This is a genomic window from Paraburkholderia bannensis NBRC 103871 (assembly GCF_000685015.1).
Taxonomy (GTDB): Bacteria; Pseudomonadota; Gammaproteobacteria; order Burkholderiales; family Burkholderiaceae; genus Paraburkholderia; species Paraburkholderia bannensis.
The window spans coordinates 45,657-58,971 of record NZ_BAYA01000008.1 but is presented as its reverse complement, the minus strand read 5'-3'; the positions used below and the strand labels follow the sequence as shown (position 1 = coordinate 58,971).

At 63.1% G+C, this 13,315-nt stretch carries 11 protein-coding genes; 7 read left to right on the top strand and 4 right to left on the bottom strand.

Annotation, left to right across the window (positions count from 1 at the left end):
• Positions 1-32: 32 nt before the first annotated feature.
• Positions 33-470 carry a DUF2917 domain-containing protein gene (locus BBA01S_RS41380; RefSeq protein WP_042297245.1) on the bottom strand — a complete coding sequence of 146 codons (438 nt, stop codon included), beginning with the start codon at positions 468-470 and terminating at the stop codon, positions 33-35.
• A 737-nt stretch (positions 471-1,207) separates the two neighbouring features.
• Here BBA01S_RS41380 and BBA01S_RS15060 point away from each other — a divergent pair.
• The 4 genes from BBA01S_RS15060 to BBA01S_RS15045 all read left to right on the top strand — a co-directional run bounded on the left by BBA01S_RS15060 (position 1,208) and on the right by BBA01S_RS15045 (position 5,440).
• A complete protein-coding gene (locus BBA01S_RS15060) occupies positions 1,208-1,936 on the top strand; it encodes a GntR family transcriptional regulator (protein ID WP_027817178.1) in 729 nt (242 codons plus the stop codon).
• A gap of 405 nt (positions 1,937-2,341) precedes the next feature.
• Positions 2,342-3,589 (top strand): formyl-CoA transferase, encoded by a 1,248-nt coding sequence (gene frc / locus BBA01S_RS15055; RefSeq protein WP_027817177.1) that lies wholly within the window; start codon positions 2,342-2,344, stop codon positions 3,587-3,589.
• Positions 3,590-3,666: 77 nt separating this feature from the next.
• Positions 3,667-4,479: a fumarylacetoacetate hydrolase family protein gene (locus BBA01S_RS41375; protein WP_042297242.1), complete on the top strand. Its 813-nt coding sequence runs from the start codon at positions 3,667-3,669 to the stop codon at positions 4,477-4,479.
• Between the two features lie 28 nt (positions 4,480-4,507).
• The gene (locus BBA01S_RS15045; RefSeq protein ID WP_027817176.1) at positions 4,508-5,440 is read left to right on the top strand and encodes a hypothetical protein; all 933 of its coding nucleotides are present in this window, start codon (positions 4,508-4,510) and stop codon (positions 5,438-5,440) included.
• A gap of 72 nt (positions 5,441-5,512) precedes the next feature.
• Here the strand turns inward: BBA01S_RS15045 and BBA01S_RS15040 are convergent, their stop codons facing one another.
• Positions 5,513-6,457 carry a LysR family transcriptional regulator gene (locus BBA01S_RS15040; RefSeq protein ID WP_027817175.1) on the bottom strand — a complete coding sequence of 315 codons (945 nt, stop codon included), beginning with the start codon at positions 6,455-6,457 and terminating at the stop codon, positions 5,513-5,515.
• A gap of 362 nt (positions 6,458-6,819) precedes the next feature.
• On the opposite strand from BBA01S_RS15040, the gene oxlT reads away from it, so the two are divergent.
• Both oxlT and BBA01S_RS41370 read left to right on the top strand, forming a co-directional pair.
• The gene (gene oxlT, locus BBA01S_RS15035) at positions 6,820-8,148 is read left to right on the top strand and encodes an oxalate/formate MFS antiporter (protein WP_027817174.1); all 1,329 of its coding nucleotides are present in this window, start codon (positions 6,820-6,822) and stop codon (positions 8,146-8,148) included.
• Between the two features lie 21 nt (positions 8,149-8,169).
• Positions 8,170-9,135 (top strand): LysR family transcriptional regulator, encoded by a 966-nt coding sequence (locus BBA01S_RS41370; RefSeq protein WP_042297268.1) that lies wholly within the window; start codon positions 8,170-8,172, stop codon positions 9,133-9,135.
• Positions 9,136-9,203: 68 nt separating this feature from the next.
• Here the strand turns inward: BBA01S_RS41370 and BBA01S_RS15025 are convergent, their stop codons facing one another.
• Together BBA01S_RS15025 and gltS are read right to left on the bottom strand one after the other, a co-directional pair.
• Entirely contained in the window at positions 9,204-10,181 is a 978-nt protein-coding gene (locus tag BBA01S_RS15025; RefSeq protein ID WP_027817173.1) for a 2-dehydropantoate 2-reductase, read from the bottom strand.
• A 200-nt stretch (positions 10,182-10,381) separates the two neighbouring features.
• Positions 10,382-11,593 (bottom strand): sodium/glutamate symporter, encoded by a 1,212-nt coding sequence (gltS, locus tag BBA01S_RS15020; protein WP_027817172.1) that lies wholly within the window; start codon positions 11,591-11,593, stop codon positions 10,382-10,384.
• 268 nt (positions 11,594-11,861) lie between these two features.
• Here gltS and BBA01S_RS15015 point away from each other — a divergent pair, with 268 nt between their 5' ends.
• Positions 11,862-13,271: a DUF2252 domain-containing protein gene (locus tag BBA01S_RS15015; RefSeq protein WP_027817171.1), complete on the top strand. Its 1,410-nt coding sequence runs from the start codon at positions 11,862-11,864 to the stop codon at positions 13,269-13,271.
• Positions 13,272-13,315: the final 44 nt, after the last annotated feature.

Here is a 13,315-nt window from a genome sequence, read left to right as displayed (position 1 = left end):
GTCCGGCGTTTTTCATGGCGGGCGTGTGCTGGCTAGCGAGAGCTGCGCGGTGCTAGCAGCGTCTGCAGTTTGCGCAACGTCAGCAGCGAAAAAAGCGCGACGCAAAGCTCGACGACACGGCGCGCAATGCCCAGCGGCGGCCGCCAGGCGCAGGTGATCGTGACGCGCGCGGTGTTCGGCGGCGCGTCCCATGCCGGGTCGCCGCTCAACCAGAGCCGATCGCCGCGCGCAACGCGCAACGTGTCGCCGGGGTTCAGCCAATGATCGTAAGGCGAGCGTGCGCGCGTGAGCCAGATGCGTGAGCCGTGGACGCGCACGGTGCTATCGGCGACGACGCGCCACGTGAGCGTCTGCCCCGCTGGCAGGGCGAAGTGGATCGACTGCACGGGCAGTGCGGCGTCGGCGGGAAGACGATCGAAACTGAAGGCGGGACAGGCGCCGGCGGCGTCCTGCTGTGAAGCTTGATCCATCGCGTTCTCCATTTCTGAAGCCGACGGACGGAGCGTTGAGCGTTACTTCTGCCACTCACCAATCAAAAAGCCCCGTCGAGTCGGCGGGGCTTGTGGTTTGCGTAACGACAGACTGCCTGGATTGCCTATACGCACACATTCCCCCGTGCCATGCCGTGTTTCGGCATATGCCACGGGCGATTTGTCGCGGTCGTGTGGGGAAGGGTGGCAAAGGTGTGCATGAATCGAATGTACGGGCAGCTTGTTTGCACTGTCAACAAAATTTCTTGCGCGCGATTTCGGCCGGGATGCGCGAAGCGATGCCTCTATTGATCCTCTTGCCGCGCTGGCGCGTTTGGTTCAGCATCGACTTTTGCCGTCGCAGGCCGGGCCAGGGCAGCGTGTATCGAAGACGCCACAGATGAGATCCCTGTTTTTGATATATCACATACAGAATATTGATTTTTGTCGCGACGCAGCATATGATTGAGTCATTCAACGACTCAATCTTGTGGAGCTTCAAATGGATTTCGTCTCTCTCGCTCTCTTCGGTGCGGCAGTGGTGGGTTTAGGCGCGGCTGCAACGGTTATGATCGCCAGATGGCTGCCGCAGTCGGCCATCGATCAGGCTGGCCAGCATGGCCGTTTCGCTGGACTGGGCGAGGCACCGCGCGTGCAGCCCGTTCGTCAGCCAGTCCGTTCGCACGTGGGGCCCAAGGTTGGCCCGCAGGTTGGTCGTATCGGTTAAAGGGCAATGAATGTCGTCAGAACACACTGAAGCTGTCGCCACCCGGGACGCCGCGCCGCTCACGCTGGCGCTGCAACCCATCAACGCCACGCTGAGCCTGCGCGACCAGGCTTATGCGATGCTGCGCCAGGCCATCGCCGACGCCGACATCTATCAGTCGCGCGAAGAAATTCGCCTGGACGAGCGCGTGCTGAGCGAGACGCTCGGCGTAAGCCGCACGCCCGTGCGCGAGGCCATGACGCTGCTGGAACAGGAAGGCTTCCTGCGCATGGTGCCGCGCCGCGGCATCTATATCGTGCGCAAGAACAAGCGCGAGATCGTCGAGATGATCCAGATGTGGGCCGCGCTCGAAAGCATGGCCGCGCGCCTCGCGACGCTGCACGCGACGGACGAGGAGATCGCCCGGCTGCGCCACATGTTCGACGCTTTCCGCGACAGCACGCCGGCGGAGCATATCGCCGAGTACTCGGACGCCAACATCGCCTTCCACCAGGCGATTGTCGAACTGTCGAAGTCGCAGATCATCCTCGACACGATCAAGAACATCTTCGTGCACGTGCGCGCGATCCGTCGCATGACGATTTCGCAGAGCGACCGCGCGTCGCGTTCAATCGTCGATCACCTGCGCATCATCGAAGCGCTTGAAAAGCGCGACACGGAACTTGCCGAGCGCCTCGTACGCCAGCATTCGCTCGATCTGGCGGTCTTCGTCGAGAAAAACTGCGATTTTCTGGATTGAATGCGCGACGGGTGTAGCCCGCTTGTGCGGCCAACGGGAGACCTTCGGGTCTCCCGTTTTCGTTTCAGGGCTACGCGCGGGAAGACCCTCCGCGCAGCTTCATCCGGGCTTTATGCGCATCAAGGCAGGGCTCCCTCCCGCGCCACATCTCGCACACCGAATCTGAAATATCTGCGCACAAAACCCTCGGGGTTTTCCCGCTCCTGCGGCGCAGCAATTCGGCGTTTTTTCCAACAAAGCCATACAGGAAAAGGCTGAGAGCCTGATCGACGTGTCGTTCCAGCGGATAAACCCGCTCTTGCTTCGCTGTGATATATCACATACCGTATTGATCAAGGACGCATCGAAAGCTACTGACGGATTTCGTTTCTCTCGCCCGGCCACGACTAACCAAGGAGACATGACATGGGCAAGGCACTGGATGGCGTGCGCATTCTCGACTTCACGCATGTGCAGTCGGGCCCGACCTGCACGCAACTGCTCGCATGGTTCGGCGCCGATGTCATCAAGGTGGAGCGCGCGGGCGCGGGCGATATCACGCGCGAGCAACTGCGCGACCTGCCCGACGCGGACAGCCTCTACTTCACGATGCTCAACGGCAACAAGCGCTCGCTCACGCTCGACACGAAGAATCCGCAGGGCAAGCGCGTGCTGGAACGCATGATCCGCGAGTGCGACGTGCTGGTCGAGAATTTCGCGCCGGGCGCGCTTGAGCGTATGGGTTTTAGCTGGGAGCATATCCAGTCGCTCAATCCGCGCATGATCGTGGCCTCTGTGAAGGGCTTCGGCCCGGGGCCGTACGAAGACTGCAAGGTCTACGAGAACGTCGCGCAGTGCGTGGGCGGCGCCGCCTCGACGACGGGATTCGACGACGGGCCGCCGGTGGTGTCGGGCGCGCAGATCGGCGATAGCGGCACGGGCCTGCATCTGGCGCTGGGCATTGTCACGGCGCTCTATCAGCGCACGCACACGGGGCGCGGCCAGAAAGTGCTGGCGGCCATGCAGGACGGCGTGCTGAACCTCTGCCGCGTGAAGTTGCGCGACCAGCAGCGGCTGGAGCGCACCGGCGTCATGAAGGAGTACCCACAATTTCCGAACGCCGCTTTTGGCGATGCCGTGCCGCGCGCCGGGAATGCGTCGGGCGGCGGCCAGCCGGGCTGGATCCTCAAGTGCAAAGGCTGGGAGACCGACCCGAACGCGTACATCTATTTCATCGCCCAGGCGCCGGTGTGGGATCGCATCTGCAAGCTGATCGGCCGCGAGGAATGGATCGACGATCCGCATTACGCCACGCCCAGCGCACGCCTTCCGCACCTGAAGGACATCTTCGCCGAGATCGAGCACTGGACGATGCATCGCACCAAGTTCGAGGCGATGGCCGTGCTCAACCGCCACGACATTCCGTGCGGCCCGATTCTCTCGATGAAGGAAATCGCCAACGACGAATCCTTGCGTGCGAGCGGCACCATCGTCGAGGTCGAGCATCCGGTGCGCGGCAAATATCTCACGGTCGGCAACCCGATCAAGCTGTCCGACAGTCCGACCGAAGTCACGCGCTCGCCCATGCTGGGCGAGCATACCGATGAAGTGCTGACCGAGTTTGGCTATAGCGAAACGGAGATCCGTTCGCTGCGCGCGTCGGGGGCGATCTAGGGCCGGGAGGCCAGCGATCACGCGCGCACACTATATAGATGTGCGCGCAACGAATACATGAACCGCAGGAGCAGAGCATGGATACATGGATGCGCTTGATGGCGAACGACGGCAGCATGGTGTTCGGCCGCGTCGAGAACGGTTATCTGCACGAATACGAAGGGATCGACCAGCCGGTGCCGACGGGCGCGGTGCTCTCGCTGCGTGCGCTCACGCCGCTTGCGCCTTGCGCGCCCGGCAAGGTCGTCGCGCTCTGGAACAACTTTCACGCCCTGGCGCGCAAGCTCGACAAGCCTGTTCCTGAACACCCCCTCTTCCTGATCAAGCCCGCGGAGTCGGTGATCGGTTCGGGCGAAACCATCGTGCGGCCGGCCCACTATGCGGGAAAAATCGTCTTCGAAGGCGAGTTGGGCATCGTGATCGGCAAGCGCTGTCGCAATGTGAGCGAGGACGAAGCGCAGGCCGCGATCTTTGGCTTCACGGTCGTCAACGACGTGACGGCGGCTGGACTGCTGACCGAAAATCCGCACTTCCCGCAATGGTGCCGCGCGAAGGGATTCGATACGTTCTGCTGTCTGGGGCCGGCCATCGTCTCGGGTTTCGACTGGCGGAGCGCGAGTGTGGTGACGCGGCTCGATGGCGTCGAGCGACAGAACTATCCGCTCGACGACATGGTGTTCTCTCCCGCGCAGCAGGTGAGCCTGATTTCGCAGGATCTCACGCTGGAACCGGGCGACGTGATCGCGTGCGGGACGTCGCTGGGCGTGGGCTCGATGGGCGAAGGCGCGACGGTGGAAGTGACGATCGAGGGCATTGGCACGCTCGCGAACACGCTGCGCTCGCAGGTGGCCGCAGAGCAGGTGCAAACCGAAGACGCACGCGTGGTTTGAGCACGCACGTGACGCGCAAGGAGACGAGATGCAGCAGCAACTCGCTGAAGTTGCGATAGCGCTGGGCGGCGCAATGCTGTTCGGTGGGTTTGTCTGTGCATTTGCACAATTCGCGGCGCTTGCGCCGGGATGGGCGCGTCGTGCACCCGTTCACAGGAAGCCAGGCTGCAAGCGCAACATCGTGCCGCAACGTCATCTGCTGTTTGCCATTTCATTTGCACTGCTTTCAACCGTGGCGCCGGGTGTGATAGCGGCGCTTTTCGTCCCGAGGGCGCTGCCCGTAGCCGCAGCGGAGGCGGGCGCGCTAGTCGGCCTCTGGTTGACAGCGCGCGCCAATCCTGTGCGACACGCAAGCGTGACGAGCGCAGTGGGCGCCGCGCTGGGCGTCGCTGCGACGGGTGCGGGCGTCATCGGCATACTGTCGGCGTCACTGCATTCCATCGAGACGCGACTTGCGTTCTATTTGATCGCGACGCTGGGCGCGCTGGCGTTCGGCGCGTTTGCCACGGCTTGCCGCCTGGCGCGAGAGCAAGGATTCATTGGGCGCAAGCGAACCGCGCTCAGTCGTGGCGAGCATGTGTTGCACCTCGCGGCGCTCGCGTTGATCGTTGCGTTGGGCGTCGGCATGGCGGTGTCGCCGGGATCGATGGAATTTGCCGTTTCTGCGCTGGGGGCGGCGTGTGTGCTTGCCGTGGCATTGGGCGTGCGCGCGATGGGTGGCGCGCGGCACATGCGTGAATCACGCATCGCACGCATCGCGCACGATGTATCGAAACGATCAGCGCCAGCGCCTTTGGCCGCGGTGCCCGATGCATGGCTGGTCGCCGCGTGTGGCCCGGCCGCTTATGAACCGGCGAACTTCGATACCTGGATTTCGGTGTACGAAGCGCCGGTGCAGGCGCCGCACAAAACCTACCGTGCCTCGCGCGATTCCCGGCGCCGAAGGCGTCGATCACGCTGAATCGCGCTGAATTGTCCCGGATCGCGCGAATCATTAATCAAGCGTAAACGTTACGCCCGTAACCATAGTGCCTTACTTATGAAGTGAGGCCTGTGAGACTTGTGTAATGTTCTCGATCAGTTGTGCGCCTTCCTCCATGAGGAAGCGCTTGAACGCGAGCGCAACGGGCGGCAGGCGCTTGTTCTTGCGGTGCACGACATACCAGTTGAGCATGACGGGAAAGCCCTCGACGTCGAGCACGGCGAGATGGCCGACCTGTAATTCCAGGCTGATCGTATGCGCCGATAGAAACGCGATCCCCATGCCCGCAATCACGGCCTGCTTGATGGTTTCCGTGCTGTGAATCTCCATCGCGATCTTCAGGTTCGTGAGCTTGCCCGCGAACCCTTCTTCCATCGAATTCCATGTATCCGAACCGCGCTCGCGCACGATGAACGCCTCGTTGGCGAGCGCGCTGAGCTTGATGCCGCGCTTGTGCGCAAGGGGATGCGTGGGCGCGGCGACGATCACGTACGGATGCGGCGCAAACGTTTCGTTGACCGCATCCGTCGCGTGCGGAGGCCGCACCATGATCGCGAGATCGGTCTGGTTGGTGGAAAGCTGATGCAGCAGTTGCTCGCGGTTGTGCACCGAGAGATTGAGCTCGACGCCCTTGTAACGCCGCGTGAATTCCGCAAGCAGGCGCGGAAAGAAGTAGTCGCCTGCACTGATCACCGCCACGTTGAGCTTGCCGCCTGAGACGCCTTTTAGCTGGCTCATGGCTTCGTCGACTTCATGGAACTGCTGCATGATCGCGCGGCTGTAATGCAGCATCTCCGTGCCGGCCGGCGTGAGGTAGATCTTCTTGCCCAGTTGCTCGAAGAGCGGCAGGCCCGCGTGTTCCTCAAGCTGCTTGACCTGGGTGGAAACGGCTGGCTGGGTGAGATGCAATTCCTCGGCGGCACGCGAAAAACTGAGGTGGCGCGCCACGGTCTCGAAGACCTTCAACTGGCGCAGCGTGGCGTTCCGCATGGTCATAGCCGATCCATAAAGGATGGTGAATCCACATACTAACAAACTTTAATTGTGAGTAATTGAGCATTCACCCTAGCATGAGTTGAAAGGAGTCCGAATGCCTCGTCTATTGCTTGCGGGTTAACGCGTAAATCAGCAAAAAAAGCCGCGTTTATAGCGGGAAAACCCGGATCAAGAGGCTGTCCTTTAAGCACTTCAACGTATCAAGTGGAAGCAGCAATCGAAATCGATTCAAAGAATTTCAATACGAATTTCCGTGTGACGAATCGAATAAAAACAAGCGAAAGATCTAGAACCATAAGTTGAAGACTATGCAGGCCGGCAAAAGTACCGGCCCCCATGAATGGATAGCGGAGACAAGCGAGATGAATGCAATCGGTCAGAGGAGCGAAGACGGTCCGTTCTGGACGAACCGTTGGTGTCAACTGGTGGTCGGCATGCTATGCATGGCGCTCGTTGCCAATCTGCAATACGCGTGGACGCTGTTCGTCGCGCCGATGAATGCGCGCCATCACTGGGGCGAAGCCTCGATTCAACTGGCGTTCTCTATCTTCATCCTCACCGAAACCTGGCTCGTGCCCGTCGAAGGCTGGCTCGTCGACAAGTTCGGCCCGCGTCCGGTCGTTGCCGTCGGTGCGCTCTGCGCGGGTCTGGCCTGGGTGCTCAATTCCTATGCGACCACGTTGCCGATGCTGTATGCGTCTTCGGTGATCGCGGGCATTGGCGCGGGCGGCGTGTACGGCACCTGCGTGGGCAATGCGCTCAAGCTGTTTCCCGACCGGCGCGGCCTGGCGGCGGGCCTCACGGCGGCGGGCTTTGGCGCGGGCGCGGCGGTCACCGTGATCCCGATTGCCAATATGATTACGCGCTCGGGCTATGAACACACGTTTCTGTTCTTTGGCATCCTGCAAGGCGCGGCGATTCTCGTGCTGGCCTTCCTGCTCGTGAAGCCGGTGCCGCGTGTGGGCGGCGTGGCACGGCGTCTCGTTTCGCGGATCGACTACACGCCTGGGCAGATGGTGCGGCAGCCCGTGTTCTGGATCATCTACGTATCGTTCGTCGCGGTTGCAGCGGGTGGCCTGATGGCGACTGCGCAGATCGGCCCGATTGCGAAAGACTGGGGTCTTGCGCGCATTCCGATGACGGTGTTCGGCGCGACGTTGCCGCTGCTCACGCTCACGCTGTCGATCGACAATATCTGCAACGGCTTCACGCGTCCGCTGTGCGGCTTCATCTCCGACAAGATCGGCCGTGAAAACACCATGTTCATCATCTTCGTGGGCGAAGGGCTCGCGCTGCTCGGCATGATGCAGTACGGCACGAACCCCTATGCGTTCATGACCTTCGCTGCACTGATCTTCCTGTTCTGGGGCGAGATCTTCTCGATCTTCCCGGCGATCTGCGCCGATACCTTCGGCAGCAAGTACGCGGCCGCCAATGCAGGCACGCTCTATACCGCCAAGGGTACGGCCGCGCTGCTCGTGCCGGTGGCCTCGGTGCTGTCGGCGACCGGCGGCTGGAGCGCAGTGTTCATCGCCGCCGCGGTCATCACGATTGCCGCCGGTGTGAGCGCGAAATTCATCCTCGCGCCAATGCGCCAGCGCTTGATCGAGCAGGATGGCGAAACATCGTCGGCCACGCTCGCGACGCACTCCGGCACGCTCCAGCAGTGGCAGAACCAGACCGGCGAATGACGCACTGATCCGCCGATGTCGATGAACGTTTCGCTTCAGCAACTCAAGGTATTCGTCGCCGTCGCGCGCTCGCGCAGCTTTACGCGCGCGGCGCGCGAATTTGGTCTGACGCAGTCCGCCGTGAGCCGATGCGTGCGCGAACTGGAAGAAGCCGTCGACCTGAAGCTTTTCGATCGCACCACCCGCCAGGTCGAACTCACGCTGGCGGGCAGCGGCTTCGAGCGGCGCATTGCGCACCTGCTCGACGAAATCGACATGGCCTTGAGCGAAGGCCGCGACGCGCATCAGGCGCATCGCGGCGTGGTGACGGTAGCGAGCAATCCTGCCTTGTCGTCGGGCTGGGTGCCTCATGCGATTGCCCACTGCGCCGCCGCCTTGCCCGCCGTCACGCTGCATTTGCAGGACTGGCCGCAAGAAGCCGTCTTGCAGGCCGTGGAACAGGGCGAGGCGGACTTCGGCGTGATTGCCGAAGCGATCCCTTCAGTGCGTCTCGCGAGCGGCCAGTTCGACGTGCAGCCGATTGCGGCCACGCCGTTGTGCGCATTGTTGCCCGCGCAACATCCTCTCGCGTCAGGTGGTGCGCTGCATTGGCGCTCACTCGCCGATCAGCCGCTTGTGACGCTCAATCGCGATTCGGGTTGCCGTAACGCTGTCATGCATGCGCTCGATGGCGTGCGCGCGCCGGAACTCCATGTGCAGGAACTCGCCCACGCGGCAGGCGTCGCGCGCATGGCGCAGTTCGGCATGGGCATCGGCATCCTGCCGGTCTGCGCCGATGACGATGCCAACCACTGGGCGGCGCCCGCCGGGGCGCTCGTCGCGCATGTGCTGCATCCGGTCGTGAAGGTCAGCACGCTGCTCGTGCGCAGACGTCATCGCTCCTTGCGCCCGTGTGCGCAGGCCGCGTGGGCGCAGTTCATCGCAGCGGGGCGCGTCGATCATGGCGATACACCAGAACCGCAACTCGTCGATTCAATCGCGCAATGACGTGATGAAAAAGACGTAATGAAAAAAGCCGCGCTTGCGCGCGGCTTTTTGTTTCCAGTCGCTGCCGTTCAAGCCGCAAGCTTCATCATCTGCTCGCGCTGCTTGACGAGGGCGAGCACCGTGTCGATGGCAGGCGTCGCTTCGCCCACCAGCATGCCCATCTCCTGCACGACGGTCAGCAGCGGATCGATTTCCATGGGCCTGCGCTGCTCCAGGTCGACCAGCATCGAGGTCTTGTGCGCGCCCACTGCGCCCGCGCCGTCGATACGCCGCTCGACATCCACCCGAAAATGCACGCCGAAATGCTCGGCAATACGCTGCGCTTCCAGCATCATCGTGCGCGCGACGGCGCGCGTCGCGGGATCCTGCGTGATGACGTCGAGCGTTGCGTGCGTGAGCGCGCTGATCGGATTGAAGCAGAGGTTGCCCCACAGCTTGAGCCAGATTTCATCGCGGATATTGTCGCGGATTGGCGCGTCGAAACCGGCGGCGGTCATCGCTTCGTGCAACTGCACGATGCGTGACGTGCGTTCGCCCGACGGCTCGCCGATGGGAAACTTCTTGCCGTACACATGACGGATCACGCCCGGCGCCTCGATTTCGGCGGCGGGGTAGAGCACGCAGCCAATCGCGCGCTCGGGGCCCAGGCGCGTCCATTGCGCGCCGTCGGGATCGATGCTGTCCAGGCGCGTGCCTTCGAACTTGCCGCCGTGCCGATGGAAGTACCAGTAGGGAATGCCGTTGGTGCCCGTGACGATGGCCGTATGCTTGCCGATGAGCGGCTGCATCGAATCGATCACGCCAGCCACCGAATGTGCCTTGAGCGTGACGATCACGACATCCTGCACGCCCAGTTCGCGCGGATCGTTCGTGCAACGAACCTTTGCGACGTATTCCTCGCCGTCCATCAAGAGCCGCGCGCCGTTTTCGCGCATCGCGGCCAGATGCGGGCCGCGCGCAACGAAGCTCACGTCCGCGCCCGCGCGCGCGAGCTGCACGCCCATCATCGCGCCGATCGCACCGGCGCCGAAAATGCAGATCTTCATGTGATTCCCCAATGACGTTGAAAGCCGCGTGTCCGTTGTTCGCTTGCCGCTCATGCGTCTGGCAGACAGACGACCGAAGCGGACGATGAAAACGGACGATGATTCGAGCATAGGGGCAGCCATCGATTAACGACAGTTAAAGTTTCTCCGTCGAAGCATCAAGGATGACTTATGGAATCGGCGCTGTTCTACACGCTGATTTACTGAAAGATCGGCAAGGCGAGAAACAGCTTGATGACGATGGCGTTGGCGATATCGATAAAGAATGCGGCGACCATCGGCACAACCAGAAACGCGAGATGCGAGTGACCGAAGCGCGCAGTCACGGCCTGCATGTTGGCGATGGCGGTGGGCGTCGCACCCAGCCCAAAGCCGCAATGGCCCGCTGCGAGCACGACGGCGTCGTAGTTCGCGCCCATCACGCGGAACGTGACGAAGAGGGCGTAGAGCACCATCAGCACCGTCTGCGCGACGAGGATCGAGAATACCGGCAACGCGAGCGCGGCCAGATCCCAGAGCCGCAGCGTCATGAGCGCCATCGCGAGGAACAGCGCCAGGCTCACGTTGCCGATCAGCGCCACGGCATGGGCGGTGACCGGGCGGCCCGCGAGCGCGAGCCCGTTGGCGAGCAGCACCGCCACGAACAGCACGCAAACGAACGCCGGCAGCTCCGCGGGCGTGCCCACGAGCCAGCGCGCAATGACGTTGCCGGCCGCGAGACTGATGGCGATCAGCGTGAGCGTTCCGATGAAGGCGGCGGCGGTGGTGGGCTGCTCGGCTTTGGGCTCCTCGAACGCCTGGGCATCGGCGCTGCCCTTCGCCTGCTGGCCTTCGATCGCGTCTGCGCCGCGCCCAAGCCGCTTGAGCAGACGTTGCGCGACCGGGCCGCCGAGGATGCCGCCCATCACGAGCCCGAAGGTCGCGCAGGCGATGGCGGCTTCGGTCGCGGACTGCAAGCCGTGATGCTCGGTGAAGACCTTGCCCCACGCTGCGCCGGTGCCATGCCCGCCGGACAGCGAGACCGAGCCGCCCAGCAAGCCGAACAGCGGATCGACGCCCAGCGCATAGGCGAGCCCGATGCCGACCACGTTCTGCAGCACCAGCAGGCCGATGACCACGACCAGAAAGCGCGCGAGCATCGGGCCGCCTGCCTTGAGGCTCGCGAGATTCGCATTGAGTCCGATGGTCGCGAAGAACGCGAGCATCAGCGGCGTCTGCAGCGAAGCGTCGAAGCTTACGTCGATGTTAGCGAACGCATGCAGGCCGAACAGCACGAGCGCGGCCACGAGGCCGCCCGCCACGGGCTCTGGAATCGTCCAGCGGCGCAGCAGCGGCAGCGCGGCCACGAGCCGGTTGCCGAGCAGCAGCACGAGCGACGCAGCGACGAGCGTTCCATAAACGTCGACATTCATTGAGGCCTCGCGATGCGGCGAAGGTCGAACCCGGCTCACGCGTCCGGGACAGCCCGCTGACGCCGTCCCCGCGCGCGACGTCCAGTGCGCACGGTACACGAGCGTGGCGGGCGTTGCGCGCACAATGGGCGCTTGCGCGAAAGAGGGCCACACGCTTAAATACGCAGGCGCCTTGTTCTGTCAGACGAGCAGACGGGAAGACGAGCAGGCGCGCCGATGCGGGACGAATCACGGCATCCACGAACATCCTCAAGAACGGGAGCAGTTCATGAATGGAAGGACCGTTGCGGAACGCGAAGCGGCCGGACGCGCCGCGCGCGAAAAGGCGAAGCGTTCGAGCCACCGCATGGTGGGCGATCTCAAGCGCGACCCGCTCGCGCTACTCAAGGAAAGCAGTGAAGGCCGCGTGCCCAATCTCGTGCCGCTGCGTTACGGGCGCATGATCGTTTCGCCGTTCACGTTCTTTCGCGGCAGCGCCGTGCTCCAGGCGCACGACCTCGCCCAGGTGCCCAACACCGGCATGGCGATGCAGATTTGCGGCGACGGCCATCTGCTGAATTTCGGCGGCTTCGCGACGCCCGAGCGCCAGCTGGTCTTCGATCTCAACGATTTCGACGAGGTCGCGCCCGGCCCCTGGGAATGGGATCTCAAGCGGCTGGTCGCGAGCTTCGTCGTCGCCGCGCGGCACATGCGCTATTCGCGCGGCGTGGCGGAGGACCTGGTGATGACGGTCGTGAACACCTATCGCGACCGCATGCGCCAGTACTCGGAATTCGGCGCGCTCGAACTCTGGTACGACAAGATCACCTTCGACCGCATGGCCGAAGGCGCGCTCACGCCGGAAGGCCGCCGCATGATCCGCCGGGGCATGGAGAAGGCCGCGGGCCGCACGCACGAAAGCATGCTGGAGAAGCTGGCATATCGTGACGGCGCGCACTGGACGATCCGCGATGCGCCGCCCGCGCTCTTTCACGTACACGGCCCGAACTCGCTCTACGAATCCGAAGACAACTGGCTGACGCTCGGCGACTGGCGCTCGCTCATCACGCCCACATACGATGCCTACCTGAAGACGCTCGCGCCCGAGCGCCGCGAGTTGCTGGAGCACTTCGAGATCCAGGATCTCGTATTCAAGGTGGTGGGCGTGGGCAGCGTGGGCACGCGCTGCCTCGTGATGATGCTCGTCGATCACTATGACAAGCCGCTGTTCCTGCAAATCAAGGAGGCGCGCCGTTCGGTGATTTCGCAGTATTTCAAGTCTCCCGCGTTCAAGCACGAAGGCGCGCGCGTCGTGCATGGGCAGCGCCTGTTGCAGGCCGCGAGCGACCTGTTCCTAGGCTGGTCGACCGGGCCGTCGGGGCGGCACTTTTATTTTCGGCAGTTGCGCGACATGAAGCTTTCGGTCGAACTCGATCTGCTCGACAGCACGCTGCTCGCCGGTTATGCGCGCATGTGCGGCTGGGCGATGGCGCGTGCGCACGCGAAGTCGGGTAACTCGGCGATTGAAATTGCCGCGTATATCGGCCGCAGCGATCAGTTTGCCGAAGCGCTCGTGGGTTACGGCGCGGCCTACGCGGATCAGGTGGAGCGCGACTACGACGCATTCGTGAAAGCGGCGCGCAGCGGCGAGATTTCCGCGCGCAGCGACGAGGACATGGCGGCCGATTTCCGCGTGTGATTTTTTTGCGGGCTTTTGCCGGTGCTTTTTGCCCGTGTTTTTGC